We start from the raw sequence: 18,986 nt of genomic DNA, 5'->3' as shown, positions 1-18,986 counted from the left end.
ATCATTCTTTTTAAGATCTTTATCTTTTATGTTATTATTCGCGACTAACTCATATAGAAAGTAAAGTGTTTAGCTCAAGTATGTCAAAGACATTTAGTCCTACAAAGCGCCTATTAGTTAAAGGTATTATTGCGACTTGTTTATTATCTGTCACTCGTATAGGCTTTGCTGCAACAATGGCACAAATTATCGCTGTACGTGTTTGGCCATCATCAACCTATACAAGAATCACTTTAGAATCAAATATCAGCTTAAAATATAAAAACTTTTTATTGAGTAATCCTAACAGGATCGCTATTGATATTAACAATATTAATTTAAATCCCATCTTAAAAAGTATTTCTTCAAAAGTATTAAAGCATGATCCTTATATTAAATCGATACGTGTTGCTCAACGTGACCCAAAAACTGTTAGAATTTTGATCGAATTAAAACAGGGTGTAAAACCTAATACTTTTACTTTGTCCCCTATAGCAAAATTTAAACATCGCTTAGTGATGGATCTTTATCCTTCTAAACCAGCTTCAAGCACCGATGACGACCCTTTACTTGCGCTTTTAGAAGAATATAAAAAAGGCGATCTAAATAAAAAACAATCTGAAATAAAATCAACAACTAATAAAAATAAAAATGCTCCGGTTATTGTGGTACTCGATCCTGGCCATGGTGGAGAAGATCCAGGTGCTATTGGTTACAATAAAACACGCGAAAAGGATATCGTTTTACAAATTGCGCGTCGTACTTATAATTTACTTAAAAAAGAACCGAATATAAAAGTCTATATGACACGTAATGAAGATGTATTTATTCCATTAAAAGTACGTGTTGCTAAAGCCCGATCACTTCATGCAGATCTGTTTATTTCTATTCATGCAGATGCTTTTGCTAATCGTTCTGTAGGTGGTTCATCTGTTTTTGCATTATCAACGGGTGGAGCAAGTAGTTCGGCAGCCAGTTATTTAGCGCAAACACAAAATGAAGCCGATCAAATAGGAGGCGTTAGCCGCAGCGGTGATAAATATTTAGATAATACTATTTTAGATTTGGTTCAAAAAACAACGCTAAGTAATGGAGTGTTACTTGGTAATGCAATTTTAAATAGAATGAAAAAAGTTAATAAGCTACATAAGCCGTCTCTTGAAAAAGCAGGCTTTGCTGTATTAAAAGCACCTGATATCCCTTCTATTTTAGTCGAAACGGCTTTTATTAGTAATACAGCTGAAGAGAAAAAATTAAAAACAGCTGCTTTTCAAAATCAAGTATCAAAGGCGATCTTTGATGGAATCAAAGATTATATTAAAAAACGTAAAAAATAATTTTATAAAGATACTTAAAGTTAAATAAGCTGTTAGTATAAAATTATTTAATAATAACTAAACATCTTTCAGCATTTAATTCTGGAATAGTCAATTTAATATATTGTTTAAGCGTAAAACCTTCAGGAATAGGATCTATATCACTTCCTTTTAAAGCATAAAAAAATCCGTGTTGATCAGGAAGGTGCTTACACCAATTAAGCATATCTTGCAAAGAGGCAAAAGCTCGGCTAATAACTCCATCAAACTTTTTATCGTTATACTCTTCTATTCGGCTTTGTATTGGGTTGATATTTGTTAGTTTTAATTCAAACTGAACCTGCTTTAAAAAACGAATACGCTTACCTAAACTATCAACTAGATCAAATTGTTTATCTGGGTTAATAATTGCGAGTGGAACACCTGGTAATCCAGGACCCGTTCCTACATCAATAAAGGTTTTTCCTGTTAAATAAGGTGATACCATTAAGCTATCCATAATATGTTTGACTAACATTTCATTAGGATCTCGTACAGCTGTTAAATTGTAAGCTTTATTCCATTTATTAAGCATTTCAACGTAATGGATCAATTGATCTATTTGTGATTCAGTGATCAAAAGATCTGTTTGATCAATTAGATTAGTGAGTCTCTTTTTTAACATAATTTTTCTTTTTTAAATAAACTAATAACATTGAAATGGCAGCAGGCGTTATTCCCGATATGCGCGAAGCTTGCCCTATAGAAACCGGTTTATGTTGTTTTAATTTAGCAACCACTTCGTTGGATAATCCTGATATTTCCGCATAATCAATATGTGCCGGGATTAATGTTTCTTCATTGCGCTTTTGACGTTCAATTTCTTCAATTTGCAGTTTAATATAACCGTCATATTTAACTTGAATTTCAACCTGTTCAGCAGCCTGTATATCAGATAATCCAGGAGCAAATAGCGAAAGTGATTTTAGAGTTTGGTAACTCATTTCAGGCCGTTTAAGTAGTTCTTCACCGTTGGCTTCTTTGGTTAAATTAGCGCTTAATACTGCATTGACTTCGTTAATGGTTTCTATATGAGGATGAACCCATATATCACGCAGACGTGCTCTTTCTTGCTCAATGGCTTCGAATTTTTCGTTAAAACGCTGCCAACGATAGTCATCTACCATACCAAGATTACGACCAATTTCCGTTAAACGAATGTCTGCATTATCTTCACGTAACATTAAACGATATTCAGCACGTGAAGTAAACATACGATATGGTTCGTTAGTACCAAGAGTGCAAAGATCATCTACTAGTACACCTAAGTAAGCTTGATCCCGTGTTGGATGCCATTGATCTTGATCATACGCAAAACGAGCTGCATTTAAACCTGCTAGCATGCCTTGAGCGGCTGCTTCTTCATAGCCTGTTGTGCCATTGATTTGCCCAGCTAAAAATAAACCTTTGATCACTTTACTTTCAAGTGTTGGCTTAAGATCCCTTGGATCAAAATAATCATATTCAATCGCATAACCAGGTCTAACGATATTGGCATTTTCGAGCCCTTTCATGCTACGAACAAAAGCAAGCTGGGTATCAAATGGCAGACTTGTAGAGATCCCATTTGGGTAGATCTCATTGCTATCTAATCCTTCAGGCTCTAAATAGATCTGATGAGAATTACGATCTGCAAAACGCATGATCTTATCTTCGATTGATGGGCAATATCTTGGTCCTACACCTTCAATGATCCCTGTATACATTGGGCTGCGATCTAAATTAGATCTAATTATATCGTGTGTTTTTTCGTTTGTGCTAGTGATATAACAAGGGATCTGTTTTGGATGATCATTTGAATTACCTAAAAATGAAAAAACTGGCACAGGATCATCACCATATTGTGTGCCTAATTTTGAAAAATCAATTGTTCTTCCATCAATACGGGGTGGAGTACCTGTTTTTAATCGTCCCATTCTAAATGGATATTGGTGTAATGATTTTGATAAATCAATCGAAGCTGGATCACCTGTTCGTCCACCGCTATAATTATCAAGTCCTATATGGATCTTTCCATCTAAAAATGTGCCTGTTGTTAATACTACAGCTTTAGATTTAAATGAAACTCCCATTTGGGTTTTAACACCAATGATCTGATCGTTTTCAATGATCACATCTTCAACTGATTGTTGGAATAACATAAGGTTTTCTTGGTTTTCAAGTGCCGTTCTAATTGCTTTACAATAAAGGGATCGATCTGCTTGCGCTCGTGTAGCCCTAACAGCAGGACCTTTGCTACTGTTTAAGATCCTAAATTGGATCCCTGCATGATCAATAGCTTGAGCCATTAAACCACCCATGGCGTCAATTTCTTTAACCAAGTGGCCTTTACCTATACCGCCAATGGCTGGGTTGCAAGACATTTGTCCTAATGTATTGATATTATGGGTTAAAAGTAGTGTTTTTCGTCCCATTCTTGCTGATGCCATGGCTGCTTCTGTTCCGGCATGGCCGCCGCCGACGATGATGACATCAAAAAGATCTGGATAAAACATAAAAAAGCCTCGTATTTATTTTGTGTACAGGTGATCTCTATTTTAGATCGGGTGATTTGGTTTATTTAGCGTAGGGAATTTTACTCATCTTTTTGATTACGTCAAATGATCTATTTTGATCGCGATCTAAATAAAATAAGATCTTTTAGATGATCTTTTTATTTTTATTATTATTACTGTGGATCCTTTTTGTTGATAACTCGTTTTTATAATTATTTTATAGGATCTTATTGATCATCTAATTCTGTTAATTGATCGGATCTTTTTTATTTTAATTCTGTTGATAAGTTCTATTTTTATTCACAGTTGATTTTGTTTTTTAGGTTATTAATAGGCTTATCACAACTTTTGATCTCGTTTTATCACAGAGTTATCCACAAAAAATAAATTCATTTGCTTAAATTTTTATCTTTTATTGCTTTTATTTTACTCTTAGGTGAGTGATCTACTCTTTTTTATGATCTTATTATTTACATGAAATAATTTTATAAAGCTTAAAATTATTCTATTTGTTTAGCTGAATAATTTAGTTATTTTTATTTTCTTTATTAATGGATAAATTAGCTTGTATTTATGCTACTTAAAATACATATTAAATGATTTAAAAAGTAGGATGTTTTTCTTTTCTATAAAAGTGATTGATTTTTATAAAAGCAAATTTATACTTAGTATAATTTTATTTATATTGGGAGGTTATTTTATTACTCTTTCGCAGCTACCTTTGCCTTTTTCATTACCTAATAATGAAACTTTTGATAGTTTTTATATCGGTGATAATCGATTACTGTTTGAGTCATTGCAAACTTTGTTAGGTAGAGAAGGTTTTAATGTCTTTTATATTTGGTCGGCTAGTGCTGCGGGTCGAACTCACCTTTTACATGCATCAAGCCAACATAAATTAGCTAGTTATATTCCGCTAAAACAGTATTATCATTTAGTCCCTGAAATTTTACAGGGATTAGATAATTATGATTTAGTTTGTTTAGATGATATCGATGCAATAGCAGGTCATAGAGATTGGGAAGAGGCAATTTTTGATTTATTTAATCGTTTGACTGAAAAAAATGTAAGTAAATTATTGATAACCGCAAGCAGACCACCTAAACAAATTTCTTTTATACTACCTGATTTGGTTTCAAGGTTATCTTGGGGACAAGTTTATCAATTAAAAGAACTTAGTGATGATGATAAGCTTAAAGCTTTACAATTAAGAGCACAATTAAGTGGGTTTGAATTATCAACAGAAGTTGGGTTATTTTTATTAAAACGTGTTAATCGTGATATGCGTACACTGTTTTCTTTATTAGAAAAGTTTGAAGTAGCAACATTAGCGCAACAACGTAAGTTAACTATCCCTTTTATTAAACATATTTTGGATTTGTAATATGAATAAAAAACCTGAGGCGATTGTTTTTTTTGATTTAGATGGGACATTGTTTAATAGTCAAATTGATGTATTGTCTAGTTCTCTTGAAGCTATAAAAAAATTAAAACAAAATAATATTACTCCAATAATTGCAACAGGTAGAACGCCTTGTGAAGTTTTTGATTTAATGAAAAAAACTAAAATTGATTCGATTATTGGTATGAACGGTCAAGTGGTTTTATATAAAGGTGAAAAAGTTTTTACTAATGATATTGATACGGAAGTTATCGATCGATTGTATCAATATTCTAAACAGCAAACAGGTATTGCACTGTCTTTTTATAATTACGAAATGATGCGAGTGTCACAAGATAGCCAATCTACCCAAAAATTCTACCATTTTATTAAAGAACAAGTTCCGCCAGTTGATGATCAGATTTATTTAAAATCACCTGTTCAAATGCTTTTATTACTTTGTGAATCTGGAGAGGAGCTTTATCAAGATGTTTTTCCTGAGCTAACCTTTATTCGTAATACACCTTACTGTGTAGATGTTTTTAATCGTGGTGGATCTAAAGGTTATGGTATTACTCAGTTATTACAAAATAAAGGGTTCACTGATGTGCCAACTTATGCATTTGGTGATGGTATGAATGATTTTGAAATGTTTTTAACGGTTGATCATCCTATTGCCATGGGTAATGCTGTTGATGAACTAAAAGAAAAAGCTGAGTTTGTTACAGATACCAATGATAATGATGGTATTGCTAAGGCATTACAAAAATTCGGATTGATTTGATCGATATTTATATATTTTTTAGTTTATTGATAAATAACCCCCAAACAAACAGCTTGGCTTGCCCCTGTCACTTCTGGAATGTTTGATGGAATGTTGTTGATTCGGCAATAAGCAAGCCAAGCGAAAGCTATTGCTTCCATATCATCACCATTTATGCCTTTAGTATCTGTTGTTGCTACTAACCATGATGGTAATAATGTTGATAATCTTTGCATAATAAGTGGATTTTTAGCGCCTCCACCACAGACTAAAAGCTCACAAGGTAATGTTTTTAATATAGATAATTTTTTGATTTCATTTGCAATTGATAAAGAAGTTAATTCAACGAGCGTTGCTTGAATATCTTCTGCTTTTAAATCCGTTCCTGTTAATTTTTTATGTAACCATGGTAAATTAAATAACTCGCGCCCTGTACTTTTAGGTGCTGGTATTTTGAAATAATCTTCATCAAATAATTTATTCAATAAGTCTTGACTTACTTTTCCTGTTTTTGCCCATAGTCCATTTTTATCATAGCTTTTACCTAGATTTTGATTTATCCAGCAATCAAGCAGTACGTTTCCTGGACCTGTATCGTAACCAATAACAGTATGGTTAGGAATTAATACTGAAATGTTACTAATTCCTCCTATATTTAATACTACACGATTGATTTGTGGATCTTGTAGCACCGCTTTATGAAAAGCGGGGACTAGTGGTGCTCCTTGCCCGCCATAAGCCATATCTTTTCGACGAAAATCAGCTATGGTGGTTATGCCTGTTTTTGCAGCGATAATATTGGCATCACCAATTTGTAAGGTAAATGGATTTTCACCGTTTGGTGCATGGTAAATGGTTTGCCCGTGGCAACCAATTGCTTTTATTTGTTGTTTATCTATTTTATTGTCTTTTAAAAATTGATTGATACTATCAGCAAATAATTGACCAAGTTGATGATCTAATTCACCCAAATTTTGTAATGTGGTTTGCTTTGTTTCACATAATGTTAATAGTTTCTGCTTTAAGTTGGTGGGCATTGGGTAGCAACTACTCGCTATTGATGTGACATTTTTTGCGGTAATATTAACTATAGCAATATCAATTCCATCCATGCTGGTTCCCGACATCACACCAATATATAAATTTTGCATATATCTATCCTTGTCGAATAATGTTACCTGTTTGAATATCTCTGATTTGAGAAGGCTGTAATCTATTACCTGTTTCGCCTGCTAAAATCGGAAAATTTTGGCCAAATTGTTTGGCTACTTCGATGGCTGTTTTACAAGGAGAATAATTCGATAAATTAGCACTGGTTGAAACTATCGGTTTGCCATAAAGATCGCATAGTTTACAAACTAAGGGATGATTGGTGACTCGTACTGCTATGGTGTCGAATTTACCAGTCAAAAAATAAGGTGTTTTTGTATTTTTAGGAAAAACCCAAGTAATAGGACCAGGCCAGTTAGTAAGTGCTAACTGTTTTTGTTCATTAGTAATAGCTAATTCATTTATATAGGGGATCAATTGTTGGTAATGGCTGGCAATTAAAATTAAGCCTTTATCTACTGAGCGCTGTTTTAGTTGTAACAGTTTTAATACGGCTGATTCACAATCAGGATCACACCCTAGACCGAAAACGGCCTCGGTAGGGTAAGCAATTACTTCACCATTTTTTAAATAATTATTGATTTCCGATAGTGTTAATAAATTAGCCATAAATTTGAATACGAGCTGAGTACAATTGAGATTTATATTAAACTTAGGTTTTAGGTTTTGCAAATTTGCATGATTCATGCTTTTTAAAACTGGGTAGTTTTAGTATTATGCCCTATGGTCATTCCCAGTTCATTTGTGGAAAATGGTTAGTTGTAAGTTCAACAACTTGTTGCATATTGATAATTTTAAGCCTTGAATCAATAATTTTTCTTATTCCTCGGGCTTCTATATCGCTGTTGATGACGTAACAGTGTTTAGTTTTTTTTATAATGTCATTTAATAATGGGTTATTTTGTATAGCCAGAATAACGCCATTTTGCCAGAACAATACAACATCTTGATCTGATATTAATTGTAGATTTATGGCTGATTGGTTTGCTGTTGATATAGTATGTAGCATTATTTTCACTTTTTATACTGAAACGTAGGATTACCTGAAACTTTTTTACAAAATCAAGCTCATTTTGGTTAGTACATCTTTGATGTTATTAGTATATAATAAGAACTATTTATTGAGCAAAGAATTCATCATGAAACCAGTTATTTTAAGCAATGAGCAACAAACAATTTTGTTTGGTAGTAAACTTGCCAAACTATGTTTAAACTATTTGTCCAAGCATGATGATACAATTGTTATCTATTTAATTGGCGATCTTGGTGCAGGTAAAACAACTTTTAGTCGTGGTTTTTTGCAACAATTAGGTCATGTAGGTAACGTAAAAAGTCCAACTTATACATTAGTTGAACCCTATCAATTTGATGATTTTTCAGTTTACCATTTTGATTTATATCGGCTTTGCGATCCAGAAGAATTAGAGTATATGGGGATTCGTGAATATTTTTCTTCGCGATCAATTTGTTTGATTGAGTGGCCACAGCAAGCAAATGGGATCTTGCCAAGCGCGGATCTTGAAATTCATTTGACTTATTTGGCGCTTGAACGTACTGCTTGCGTTCAGGCTATAAGCGAAAAAGGTCGTGAGATTATTAATTTATCATAATAGAAATAAACAACATAAAGACAATGAAAAAACTATTTACTTTTTTTATATTATTACTGCTTTGTAGTTCTGCCTGTGCCGCTAAAGTGGTGATTGCTGTTGATGCAGGTCATGGCGGCAAAGATTCGGGTGCTATAGGGAAAAATAAGTTATATGAAAAAACCGTTACGCTTTCAATCGCTAAAAAACTTACTAACTTGCTAAATAAAGATCCCAATTTTAAAGGGGTATTAACCCGTAGCAATGATCATTTTATCTCTGTTTCACAGCGTTCTGAAATAGCTCGAAAAAATAAAGCTAATTTATTAATTTCAGTTCATGCTGATGCTGCACCAAATCGGAATGCAACAGGTGCTTCGATCTGGGTATTGTCAACTAAACGTGCTGACACAGAACTTGGTCGTTGGCTTGAACAAGATGAAAAACAGTCACAATTACTTGGTGGGGCAGGTGATGCGCTTAGCGATGATCATGATCCTCATTTAAGTCAAGCCGTATTAGATCTCCAATTTTCTTATTCTCAACGAGTGGGGTATGAGTTAGCAAAACAAGTATTAAAAGAAATGAAAGGGATAACAAAGCTACACAAATCAGCTCCAGAACATGCAAGCTTAGGCGTATTACGTTCGCCAGATATCCCATCGATTTTAGTTGAAGTTGGTTTTATCTCTAACGAAGGTGAAGAACGCTTACTAAGTAGTAATGCTCATCAAAATAAGATTGCTAAAGCTATCTACCAAGGTATAGAAAATTACGTTAAACAAAATCCAAAATTTGGAGAACAGCATTAATGGCAATTCATATTCTTTCTCCTCAATTAGCAAATCAAATTGCAGCGGGTGAGGTGGTAGAACGTCCTGCTTCTGTTATTAAAGAGTTAGTTGAAAATAGCCTTGATGCGGGTAGTACTCAAATTGACATTGAACTTGAGCAAGGCGGTTGTAAATTAATTCGTATTCGTGACAATGGCTGTGGTATAGCGAAAGATGAATTAGCTTTAGCCCTTGCACGCCATGCAACCAGTAAAATTAGCTCATTAGATGATTTAGATGCGATTATTAGTCTTGGTTTTCGTGGTGAGGCTTTAGCAAGTATTAGCTCGGTTGCTAGGTTGACATTAACTTCTCGCACTTTAGAGCAATCTGAGGCATGGCAAGTTTATGCTGAAGGACGGGATATGGAGCCGGTGATTAAACCTACTGCACATCCTGTTGGCTCGACTGTTGAAGTACTTGATTTGTTTTACAATACGCCTGCAAGACGCCGTTTTTTAAAAACAGAAAAAACTGAATTTATGCATATTGAGGAGTTTATTCGGCGTATTGCGCTATCTCGTCCTGATGTGACTTTTACTTTGCAACATAATGGTAAATTAGTAAAACAGTATCGTTTATCTTCCCTTGAAAAAAGAGTTGAATTAGTATGTGGTCGATCTTTTATGCAAAAAGCGATAAAACTTGATTGGCAGCACGATGATTTACTTATTCAGGGTTGGGTGGCAAGTAATGAAGTTAATGAAATACAATATTTTTATGTTAATGGCCGTGTTATCAAAGACAAATTACTTAATCATGCGTTACGTCAAGCTTATGTTAGTCGAACTAATGAACAACAAAACTATGTGATTTTTTTACAAATTGATCCTAAGCAAGTTGATGTTAATGTTCATCCAGCTAAGCATGAAGTTCGTTTTCATGAAGCTAGATTAGTGCATGATTTTGTTTATCAAGCTATTGTTATGGCTCTTGATTCGAATCTACCAGTAACAGAAGAAAAGCTAACAATAACGCCCAATCGACAAGCTGCTGGGGAGAATATTTTTAATCAACAAACGATCCCCAAATCTTATCAGGTAAGTAACAAACCAACAAAAAAAATAAAAAATTATGCTAAAGAAAATACATTGTATGGTCAGTTAGTTCATGTTGAACCTTTTCAAGACGTCGTACCATCTGAGCTTGAAAAACCAATTTTAGTAAAGGAAGAAAATGAAATAACTGAACCACAAAAAGCGGTTATTGAATCATTATTTCCAAAACGAAGTATGCCGCTACAAGCATTACAACAGCAACTTGATAGCTCATCATTAGTACAATTTGGTCGGGTATTAACGGTTATTCAGCCCGATATAGCCTTACTTGAAAAATATGAAGATAATCAACAAAAATTAATGTTAATGAAATTATCTATTGCTCAACAAAAAGTTACTGAGATTAAGTTATTATCACAAGACTCTGAAAAATTGCTTATTCCATTAACCATTTTAATTAATCATAAAGAGCAGAAAGTTCTTTTTTCTTATCAAGAAAAGTTGAATTTTTTAGGTTTTGATTTTTATATTGATAAAGCAAAACTGTATTTGCAAAATGTTCCTAAAATGTTGCGAGCTATGAATTGGCAACAAGTGTTACCTGCTTTAATCGCTTTTATCTCATCGTCAGAAAAGGATTTTTTCGAAACAACTCAAATTGCAGCTTGGTTAGCTAGTCAGTATGATGATAATTATGCAGTAAATTGGAGTGTGGCTAACGTGATTCCGTTGCTTGCTCAGTTAGAACAAGTGGATATTAATCTGTTACAACAAGAATCATTTTTATATCCGATTGATATACAATTTTTAACTCAATCAGTTTTATCATGAATAAACCAAAAATTATTTCATTAATGGGGCCAACAGCCTCTGGTAAAACGGCATTTGCTATGATGCTTTATGATCGTTATCCTATTGATATTATTAGTGTCGACTCAGCTCTAATTTATCGTGGTATGGATATTGGTACTGCAAAACCAACTAAAGAAGAACAAAAAAAGTATCCACATAAATTGATTGATATTTGCGATCCAGCAGAAAGTTATTCAGCTGCAAATTTCCGACAGGATGCATTGATTGAAATTGAAAAATCATTGGAAAAGGGGCGAATTCCTCTATTAGTAGGCGGTACAATGCTTTATTTTAAAGCCTTAATTGAAGGTCTTTCTCCGCTTCCTTCAGCTAATAGCGAAATTCGTAAGCAAATAGAGGAAAAAGCCAATAAATTAGGTTGGCAAGCAATCCACGAAGATCTAAAAAAAGTCGATCCGATTTCAGCTGAACGAATTCATCCTAACGATCCCCAGCGACTTAATCGTGCTTTAGAGGTCTATTTAATTTCAGGTAAAAGCCTAACAGAACTTACACAAGAAAATGGTGAAGCATTACCATATGATATTATGCAATTTGCTATTATGCCACAAGATAGATCTCAATTACATGAGCATATTGAGCAACGTTTTTTACAAATGCTCGATCAAGGATTTGAAAATGAAGTTAGAGCGCTTATGCAGCGATCAGATTTGCATTTAAATTTACCTTCTATTCGTTGTGTAGGTTATCGTCAAATGTGGGAATATTTAAATGGTGATACCAGTTATGATGAAATGGTTTTTAAAGGTATTTGCGCCACTCGTCAGTTAGCTAAACGTCAGATTACTTGGCTTCGTGGTTGGAAGCAGCCTATTACATGGATAAATAATGATAATATAGACTTAATTATCCAAAAAATATTATAAAAAAATAGTTTTTATAGGTAGTCGAAGTGTAGAATTTTAAATTCTATTGTTTGTATAATTATGTACATTTTTGTAAAAATTTAGTTATTTGTGCATAAATTTTAGTTGATTGGTTCAAGAAACGTGCTTTTTATGTTATTTTGGTAGATACTAAAGATGTATCTGAAAACGGTATGTAAAAATACATTGATTACTTATAAATGTATTTTTTATATTCATTTAATTATTTTGAAGGATAAACTTATGTCAAAAGGGCAGTCATTACAAGATCCTTATTTAAATTTGCTTCGTCGCGAACATATTCCTGTATCTATCTATTTAGTTAATGGTATTAAGCTGCAAGGTCAAATTGAGTCTTTTGATCAATTTGTTATTTTGTTAAAAAATACTGTTAGCCAAATGGTTTATAAACATGCTATCTCAACAGTTGTACCATCTAGACCTATTTCTGGATTGGTATCTCAACCTCAAGAGGAAGACGAAAGTTGATATTTTGGTGGAGAATCTGATTGTTTGAAAGATATAAAGGCGGTGAAACCGCCTTGTTAGTCCATGTATTCTTTCCTCAAGAAAGTGATATTGGGGATCTTAAAGAGTTTGAGGTTTTGGTTTCTTCAGCTCAAATAGATGTTCTCGATATTGTAACAACCTCAAGAAAAGCCCCTCAGACCAAATATTTTATTGGTGAAGGTAAGGCACAAGAAATAGCTGAAAAAGTTAAACAACTCGATGCTTCTGTTATTTTAGTAAATCACACTTTAACTCCCTCTCAAGAACGTAATCTAGAGCAATTGTGCAAATGTCGCGTTGTTGATAGAACAGGATTAATTCTTGATATCTTTGCCCAAAGAGCTAGGACGCATGAGGGTAAATTGCAAGTTGAGTTAGCACAGTTACAACATCTTTCGACTCGTTTAGTTCGAGGTTGGACGCATTTAGAACGTCAAAAAGGCGGGATTGGTTTACGTGGTCCAGGTGAAACTCAATTAGAAACAGATAGGCGTTTGATTCGTCATCGTATTCAGTTAATTTTATCAAGACTTGCTAAAGTTGAAAAACAGCGTAATCAAAATCGTCAATCAAGAAATAAAGCTGATTTATCAACAGTATCTTTAGTTGGCTACACTAATGCTGGTAAGTCAACACTATTTAATGCATTAACAAATGCCGATGTTTATGCTGCTAATCAGCTATTTGCTACACTTGATCCAACGCTACGAAGGGTTATGGTTGATGATGTTGGTGAGGTTGTTTTAGCTGATACTGTAGGCTTTATTCGTCATTTACCTCATGATCTTATTGCGGCTTTTAAAGCAACATTACTTGAAACACAAGAAGCAACATTGTTACTACATGTCATTGATGCAGCAGATCCTAATTTATTGGATAATATGCATGCTGTTGATGAAGTGCTGCTTGAAATTAATGCTCATGAAATTCCTACATTACTTGTTATGAATAAAATTGATTTAATAGAAGGTAAGCAACCAACTATTGATCGAGATGAACATGGTATGCCAATTCGAGTTTGGATTTCAGCGCAAAATAGTTTAGGATTAGATCTTTTATTTATTGCATTAAAAGAAAGACTTTCTAAACAAATTCAAGTTTGTCAATTGAGCTTACCATCTTATTTAGCAAGGCTTAGAAGCCGTTTTTATCAGCTAAATGCGGTAGAGCATGAATTTATTAATGATGATGGTAGTTTTCATTTGGATGTGAGAATGCCTTTAATTGAATGGAATCGTCTCTGTAAACAAGAGCCAGATCTGTTATACTTAATCAATAAGCAAAATAGTAACTAATTGTTAAATGGAGCATATAAATATGGCGTGGAATCAGCCCGGTAACAACGGACAAGATAATGATCCATGGGGTAATAATAACAAAAAACCAACTAATAATTCGTCTAATGGTTTATTTGATAAAGTTAAAGACTTCTTTAAAAAAAGTAATTTTGGTAATAATAGAGGTGGATCTGGGATTAAATTACCGATGGATACCACTAAAATTATTCTATCTGTAGTTATTTTACTAGTTATAATTTGGGGGATGAGTGGTTTTTATACTATCAATCAAAATGAACGTGGAGTGGTTACTCGCTTTGGTAAAGTTCAACACGAAATTATTCAACCTGGATTAAATTGGAATCTACCTTTAATTGATAAAGTGTATAAAGTTGATACACAAAGTGCGCGCAATTTTAATCTAGATGGTTTTATGATAACAACCGGTGATGATTTAGGCTTTGTTGAAATGAAGGTAGAATATAGTATCAGTGATCCTATTAAATATTTATTTAATGTCACTAATGTTAAAGATAGTCTACAACAAGCAGCAGATAGTGCTTTGCGTACTGAATTTGATCAATCTGGAATGAATGGTGTTTTTACTAATGGCAGTTCAGTGTTAGTAAACCGTATAAAAGATGAATTAACTAATATTATCAGTAATTATGATATGGGAATTAGTATAGTAGATATTAGTTTTCAATCAGTTAGCTCTTCTAAAACTGTACAAGAAGCTTTTAATGATGTTATAAAAGCTCAAGAAGATAAAAAACAAAAAATAAATGACGCTACTAGTAAAAAGAACAAACAAATTGAAGAAGCAAAAGCTCAATCTGCTGTTACGCTAGCTAATGCAAATGCATACAAAGTAAAAGTGGAGCTTGAAGCGGCTGGTGATGTTGCTCGTTTTGAAAAAATCTTACCACAATATAAAGTAGCGCCAGAACTTACAAAAGAATATTTATATATTGAAACAATGGAAAGAATATTAGCTAAAACCAGCAAAATTATAGTTAATGATAAAAGTGGGAGTTTAATGGTTTTACCAGTAGAACAGCTATTAAAAAATAAAAATGAAGAAAATTATAAGTCGGGTACTTTATCAAACTCAAATAGTAAAGATATGCCGAATTCTTCTGAAGCAGTAAAAGATCAGTCTCAGACAACACAGGAATTATCTAAAGAGACTAAAGACAACACCAATAAATCCAATGTTGGCAATACTGCGCGGACTCCGCGATTTATGGGAAAGTAAGGAGATAAATATGCGCAAATTATTAATTCCTATAATATTGATCTTAGTTGGTATGTTTTTTTCTAGTGCCTATGTTGTCGAAGAAGGGACTCGTGGTGTTGTTTTACGATTTAATAAAATTATAAAATTATCTGATCCTGGATTGCATTTTAAAATTCCAGGAATGGATAAGGTCAAAGTTATTGATGCTAAAATCCAAACTATTAATAATTCAAATAATATAGATCAGGATCAAAAATTCGTAACTCGTGAAAATAAAGATTTAGTTGTTAATTATTTTGTACAGTGGAGGGTTGTTGATTTTAATCGATACTACGAAGCTATTATAGGAAATAATAATGTTGAAAATTTATTGTTAGTTCGATTAAATAGTTGTTTAAAATCTGAAATTGGCAAACTAAATGCTACTGATATTCTTAATGGTTCTCATAATTCTATCTTGACGACCATCAAAAATGCCTTAAATAGTCCTATTCAGGAAACTGTTGAAAATAAATCAGTAGAAAATATTACCAATGGGGCTGAAAAAGATTTTGAAAGTAATAAAATAAGCATGAAATCTTTTGGTATTGAAGTTGTTGATATTCGTATAAAGAAAATTGATTTTCCTCAAGATGAGTCTAAATCTATTTATGATAAAATGAAAGATAATCAATATTCTCAAGATGCTAAGAGAGCGAATGAAATACAGGCAGAAGCTACACTAGAAGTAGCAAAAATATTATCTGAAGCTGAACGACAATCTCAAGCTATTCGTGGTGAAGGAGATGCTAACGCGGCTAAAATTTATGCTGATGCATTTAGCAACGATGTAGAATTTTTTAGTTTTATCCGTAGTTTGAAAGCTTATGAACAAAGCTTTACTGGTAATGATGTCATGGTTATTAGCTCTGACAGTAAGTTTTTGCAGTATATGAAATTAAAATCTAATAATTAAGTGAGTGAGTAGATAATCTATGAGTAATAATGTTGTTGTGTTAGGTACACAATGGGGTGATGAAGGCAAAGGTAAAGTTGTTGATTTACTCACAGAAAAAGCAAAGTATGTTGTTCGTTATCAAGGTGGGCATAATGCAGGCCACACACTAGTGATTAATGGTGAAAAAACCGTATTACATCTAATTCCATCAGGAATTTTGCGTAATGATGTAATAAGCATTATTGCAAATGGTGTTGTGCTATGTCCTGATGCTTTGATGAAAGAAATGAAAGAGTTAGAAAATAGTGGCATTCCTGTTAAAGAAAGGCTTCTTATTTCTGAATCATGTCCTTTAATTTTGCCTTATCACATTGCGTTAGATCAAGCTCGTGAAAGGGCACGTGGCAGTAAAGCTATTGGAACAACCGGGCGTGGTATTGGGCCTGCTTATGAAGATAAAGTTGCTCGTCGTGGACTTCGCGTTGGTGATTTACGCGATCGCCAAGCTTTTGCTGAAAAACTAAAAGAAGTGATGGAGTATCATAATTTCCAATTAGTTAATTATTATAAAGTGGAAGCGGTAGACTATCAGAAAGTCTTAGATGATACATTAGCAATTGCCGATATTCTTATCTCAATGATTGCTGATGTACCAGCTTTATTAGAAGATGCCCGTAAAAAAGGCGAAAAGATCATGTTTGAAGGTGCACAAGGCACATTACTTGATATTGACCATGGCACTTATCCTTTTGTTACTTCTTCTAATACCACAGCTGGTGGTGTGGCAACGGGATCTGGTTTTGGCCCTCGTTATGTTGGCTATGTACTCGGTATTGTTAAGGCTTACTCTACGCGTGTTGGTGCAGGCCCATTCCCTACTGAGCTATTTGACGAAGTTGGTGAATATCTTTGCAAACAAGGTAATGAATTTGGTGCAACAACTGGACGTCGTCGTCGTACTGGATGGCTTGATGCTGTTGCTGTTCGTAAAGCGGTACAACTTAATTCTGTTTCTGGATTTTGTTTAACTAAACTTGATGTATTAGATGGTCTTAAAGAAGTAAAAATCTGCGTTGGTTATCAATTGCCGAACGGTGATGTGATAAAAAATGCGCCGGCCGCAGCTGAAGAGTGGAGTTTAGTTAAACCTGTCTATGAATCGATGCCTGGTTGGAATGAGTCAACTTTTGGCGTTAAGAGTTATGATGCTTTGCCACAAGCAGCAAAAGATTATATTAAACGAATTGAGGAATTAACTCAAACGCCAATTGATATAATCTCAACAGGCCCAGATCGTAGCGAAACAATGGTTCTACGCGATCCTTATGAAGCATAATTTAGTTTTATATTAAAATAATCGGGATTATATCCCGATTTTTTATTTTGGAATATATAGGCTAATAGATATAAGCATAAAGGTAATTATGACAAGATTAGGCACCCCGTTATCACCGACTTCAACTAAAGTATTACTTTGTGGTGCAGGTGAACTAGCTAAAGAAGTTGTTATTGAATTACAACGATTGGGCTGTGAAGTCATTGTAATAGATCGCTATCCCGATGCGCCAGCAATGCAAGTTGCTCATCGTTACCATATTGTTAATATGTTAGATGGTGATGCTTTAAAAAAAATCATTGAAACAGAAAAACCTGATTATATTGTTCCTGAAATAGAGGCAATAGCAACCAATACATTAGTTGAATTGGAAAAAAATGGATTTACTGTTATTCCTACCGCAAAAGCTACACAATTGACCATGAATCGAGAAGGTATCCGTCGACTTGCCGCCGAAGAATTAAACTTACCAACATCCCCTTATCGGTTTGCATCAAATGAAGCAGAGTATAAAGCTGCGGTTAAAGAACTTGGTTTTCCTTGTTTGGTTAAGCCTGTTATGAGCTCTTCAGGTAAAGGGCAATCGTTATTAAAAAGTGAAGCGGATATTGAGTCCTCATGGAAATATGCGCAAGAAGGTGGGCGAGCAGGTGGTGGAAAAGTTGTTATTGAAGGCTTTATTGATTTTGATTATGAAGTAACCTTATTGACTGTTAGGCATATTCATGGGGTTTCATTTTGTGAACCTATCGGACATCGTCAAGAAAAAGGCGATTACCGAGAATCTTGGCAACCACAGCAAATGTCTAACAAGGCATTAAACTTATCAAAAGATATTGCAACTAAAATAACCGATGCCTTAGGAGGGCGTGGTTTGTTTGGTGTAGAACTATTTGTTAAAGGCGATCAAGTTTGGTTTAACGAAGTTTCTCCTCGTCCTCATGATACTGGTATGGTTACACTTATTTCACAAAATTTATCTGAATTTGCATTACATGCTAGAGCAATATTAGGACTACCTATTCCTATTATTGAACAATATGGGGCAAGCGCTTCAGCCGTTTTAATGGTAGAGGGGAATTCAAAACAAGTTTCTTTTGCTAATTTAGATAAAGCATTAAGTGAGCCACAAACTGATTTACGTCTATTTGGTAAACCAGAAGTAAAAGGAATAAGAAGAATGGGAGTTGCGTTAGCTAAAGCGGTAACGGTCAAAGAAGCACTTAATAAAGCGATTAATGTAGTAAAACAGTTAAAAATAACCTTATAAAGACGTGTTTTGCGCAAAAAAAAATCACTCAATCTAAAAAAAGAAAATTTTTTAAAATAGGGGTTGACGTTCACAAGTGAAGTGAGTAATATACGCAACCCTTGAGACAGCGAAGTAAAACAGCGAAATGTTGGGTTAATTAAAAGCTGTCAGCTCTTTAAAAAGAAGAAACAG

General features: G+C 33.8%; 17 protein-coding genes and 1 pseudogene. 13 read left to right on the top strand and 5 right to left on the bottom strand.

Going from position 1 to position 18,986, the window contains the following annotated elements; translation table 11 throughout:
- Nucleotides 1–80 precede the first annotated feature (80 nt).
- A complete protein-coding gene (locus GQ590_RS08420; protein WP_160408149.1) occupies nucleotides 81–1,316 on the top strand; it encodes an N-acetylmuramoyl-L-alanine amidase in 1,236 nt (411 codons plus the stop codon).
- A gap of 43 nt (nucleotides 1,317–1,359) precedes the next feature.
- On the opposite strand, the gene rsmG is transcribed toward GQ590_RS08420, so the two are convergent.
- Both rsmG and mnmG read right to left on the bottom strand, forming a co-directional pair.
- Nucleotides 1,360–1,959 carry a 16S rRNA (guanine(527)-N(7))-methyltransferase RsmG gene (gene rsmG, locus GQ590_RS08415; protein WP_160408147.1) on the bottom strand — a complete coding sequence of 200 codons (600 nt, stop codon included), beginning with the start codon at nucleotides 1,957–1,959 and terminating at the stop codon, nucleotides 1,360–1,362.
- Nucleotides 1,937–3,829: a tRNA uridine-5-carboxymethylaminomethyl(34) synthesis enzyme MnmG gene (gene mnmG / locus GQ590_RS08410; RefSeq protein ID WP_160408145.1), complete on the bottom strand. Its 1,893-nt coding sequence runs from the start codon at nucleotides 3,827–3,829 to the stop codon at nucleotides 1,937–1,939. Before mnmG ends, rsmG begins: the two co-directional genes overlap by 23 nt.
- Nucleotides 3,830–4,529: 700 nt before the next feature.
- Between mnmG and hda the strand changes: the two genes are divergently transcribed.
- Complete coding sequence (gene hda / locus GQ590_RS08405) at nucleotides 4,530–5,213, top strand: DnaA inactivator Hda (protein ID WP_368669157.1); 684 nt, start codon at nucleotides 4,530–4,532, stop codon at nucleotides 5,211–5,213.
- A gap of 1 nt (nucleotide 5,214) precedes the next feature.
- Entirely contained in the window at nucleotides 5,215–5,994 is a 780-nt protein-coding gene (locus GQ590_RS08400) for a Cof-type HAD-IIB family hydrolase (RefSeq protein ID WP_160408141.1), read from the top strand.
- A gap of 23 nt (nucleotides 5,995–6,017) precedes the next feature.
- Here the strand turns inward: GQ590_RS08400 and GQ590_RS08395 are convergent, their stop codons facing one another.
- From GQ590_RS08395 to tusB, 3 genes are all read right to left on the bottom strand, one after another.
- On the bottom strand, nucleotides 6,018–7,124 hold the full coding sequence (locus GQ590_RS08395) for an anhydro-N-acetylmuramic acid kinase (RefSeq protein ID WP_160408139.1): 1,107 nt from the start codon (nucleotides 7,122–7,124) through the stop codon (nucleotides 6,018–6,020).
- 4 nt (nucleotides 7,125–7,128) lie between these two features.
- Nucleotides 7,129–7,692, bottom strand: coding sequence for a Sua5/YciO/YrdC/YwlC family protein (locus GQ590_RS08390; RefSeq protein WP_160408137.1), 564 nt, complete (start codon nucleotides 7,690–7,692; stop codon nucleotides 7,129–7,131).
- 118 nt (nucleotides 7,693–7,810) lie between these two features.
- Nucleotides 7,811–8,092 (bottom strand): sulfurtransferase complex subunit TusB, encoded by a 282-nt coding sequence (tusB, locus tag GQ590_RS08385; protein ID WP_160408135.1) that lies wholly within the window; start codon nucleotides 8,090–8,092, stop codon nucleotides 7,811–7,813.
- A 127-nt stretch (nucleotides 8,093–8,219) separates the two neighbouring features.
- On the opposite strand from tusB, the gene tsaE reads away from it, so the two are divergent.
- The 10 genes and pseudogenes from tsaE to purT all read left to right on the top strand — a co-directional run bounded on the left by tsaE (nucleotide 8,220) and on the right by purT (nucleotide 18,812).
- Nucleotides 8,220–8,693, top strand: coding sequence for a tRNA (adenosine(37)-N6)-threonylcarbamoyltransferase complex ATPase subunit type 1 TsaE (gene tsaE, locus GQ590_RS08380; RefSeq protein ID WP_368669156.1), 474 nt, complete (start codon nucleotides 8,220–8,222; stop codon nucleotides 8,691–8,693).
- Nucleotides 8,694–8,758: 65 nt separating this feature from the next.
- Nucleotides 8,759–9,448 (top strand): annotated as a pseudogene (locus GQ590_RS08375) (N-acetylmuramoyl-L-alanine amidase); the annotation flags it as partial.
- A 35-nt stretch (nucleotides 9,449–9,483) separates the two neighbouring features.
- On the top strand, nucleotides 9,484–11,334 hold the full coding sequence (gene mutL, locus GQ590_RS08370) for a DNA mismatch repair endonuclease MutL (RefSeq protein WP_160408130.1): 1,851 nt from the start codon (nucleotides 9,484–9,486) through the stop codon (nucleotides 11,332–11,334).
- Nucleotides 11,331–12,242: a tRNA (adenosine(37)-N6)-dimethylallyltransferase MiaA gene (gene miaA / locus GQ590_RS08365; RefSeq protein WP_160408128.1), complete on the top strand. Its 912-nt coding sequence runs from the start codon at nucleotides 11,331–11,333 to the stop codon at nucleotides 12,240–12,242. Before mutL ends, miaA begins: the two co-directional genes overlap by 4 nt.
- Nucleotides 12,243–12,485: 243 nt before the next feature.
- The gene (gene hfq, locus GQ590_RS08360; RefSeq protein WP_091120447.1) at nucleotides 12,486–12,731 is read left to right on the top strand and encodes an RNA chaperone Hfq; all 246 of its coding nucleotides are present in this window, start codon (nucleotides 12,486–12,488) and stop codon (nucleotides 12,729–12,731) included.
- Nucleotides 12,732–12,751: 20 nt separating this feature from the next.
- Complete coding sequence (gene hflX, locus GQ590_RS08355; RefSeq protein WP_160408126.1) at nucleotides 12,752–14,047, top strand: ribosome rescue GTPase HflX; 1,296 nt, start codon at nucleotides 12,752–12,754, stop codon at nucleotides 14,045–14,047.
- A 7-nt stretch (nucleotides 14,048–14,054) separates the two neighbouring features.
- Nucleotides 14,055–15,287 carry an FtsH protease activity modulator HflK gene (hflK, locus tag GQ590_RS08350; RefSeq protein WP_160422574.1) on the top strand — a complete coding sequence of 411 codons (1,233 nt, stop codon included), beginning with the start codon at nucleotides 14,055–14,057 and terminating at the stop codon, nucleotides 15,285–15,287.
- Nucleotides 15,288–15,297: 10 nt separating this feature from the next.
- Complete coding sequence (hflC, locus tag GQ590_RS08345; protein ID WP_160408121.1) at nucleotides 15,298–16,224, top strand: protease modulator HflC; 927 nt, start codon at nucleotides 15,298–15,300, stop codon at nucleotides 16,222–16,224.
- Between the two features lie 19 nt (nucleotides 16,225–16,243).
- Complete coding sequence (locus GQ590_RS08340) at nucleotides 16,244–17,542, top strand: adenylosuccinate synthase (RefSeq protein WP_160408120.1); 1,299 nt, start codon at nucleotides 16,244–16,246, stop codon at nucleotides 17,540–17,542.
- A gap of 88 nt (nucleotides 17,543–17,630) precedes the next feature.
- A complete protein-coding gene (gene purT, locus GQ590_RS08335) occupies nucleotides 17,631–18,812 on the top strand; it encodes a formate-dependent phosphoribosylglycinamide formyltransferase (RefSeq protein ID WP_160408118.1) in 1,182 nt (393 codons plus the stop codon).
- Nucleotides 18,813–18,986: the final 174 nt, after the last annotated feature.

Source organism: Gilliamella sp. Lep-s35, assembly GCF_009795845.1.
Taxonomy (GTDB): Bacteria; Pseudomonadota; Gammaproteobacteria; order Enterobacterales; family Orbaceae; genus Gilliamella.
Note: the sequence above shows the minus strand (reverse complement) of the source record. Positions and strands in the feature narration are given on the sequence as shown.

Coding starts and splice junctions, on each gene's coding strand:
- GQ590_RS08420 (WP_160408149.1), top strand. CDS start 81: ATGTCAAAGACATTTAGTCCTACAAAGCGCCTATTAGTTAAAGGTATT.
- hfq (WP_091120447.1), top strand. CDS start 12,486: ATGTCAAAAGGGCAGTCATTACAAGATCCTTATTTAAATTTGCTTCGT.
- miaA (WP_160408128.1), top strand. CDS start 11,331: ATGAATAAACCAAAAATTATTTCATTAATGGGGCCAACAGCCTCTGGT.
- GQ590_RS08400 (WP_160408141.1), top strand. CDS start 5,215: ATGAATAAAAAACCTGAGGCGATTGTTTTTTTTGATTTAGATGGGACA.
- hflK (WP_160422574.1), top strand. CDS start 14,055: ATGGAGCATATAAATATGGCGTGGAATCAGCCCGGTAACAACGGACAA.
- GQ590_RS08390 (WP_160408137.1), bottom strand. CDS start 7,692: ATGGCTAATTTATTAACACTATCGGAAATCAATAATTATTTAAAAAAT.
- mutL (WP_160408130.1), top strand. CDS start 9,484: ATGGCAATTCATATTCTTTCTCCTCAATTAGCAAATCAAATTGCAGCG.
- GQ590_RS08395 (WP_160408139.1), bottom strand. CDS start 7,124: ATGCAAAATTTATATATTGGTGTGATGTCGGGAACCAGCATGGATGGA.
- rsmG (WP_160408147.1), bottom strand. CDS start 1,959: ATGTTAAAAAAGAGACTCACTAATCTAATTGATCAAACAGATCTTTTG.
- mnmG (WP_160408145.1), bottom strand. CDS start 3,829: ATGTTTTATCCAGATCTTTTTGATGTCATCATCGTCGGCGGCGGCCAT.
- GQ590_RS08340 (WP_160408120.1), top strand. CDS start 16,244: ATGAGTAATAATGTTGTTGTGTTAGGTACACAATGGGGTGATGAAGGC.
- purT (WP_160408118.1), top strand. CDS start 17,631: ATGACAAGATTAGGCACCCCGTTATCACCGACTTCAACTAAAGTATTA.
- tusB (WP_160408135.1), bottom strand. CDS start 8,092: ATGCTACATACTATATCAACAGCAAACCAATCAGCCATAAATCTACAA.
- hflC (WP_160408121.1), top strand. CDS start 15,298: ATGCGCAAATTATTAATTCCTATAATATTGATCTTAGTTGGTATGTTT.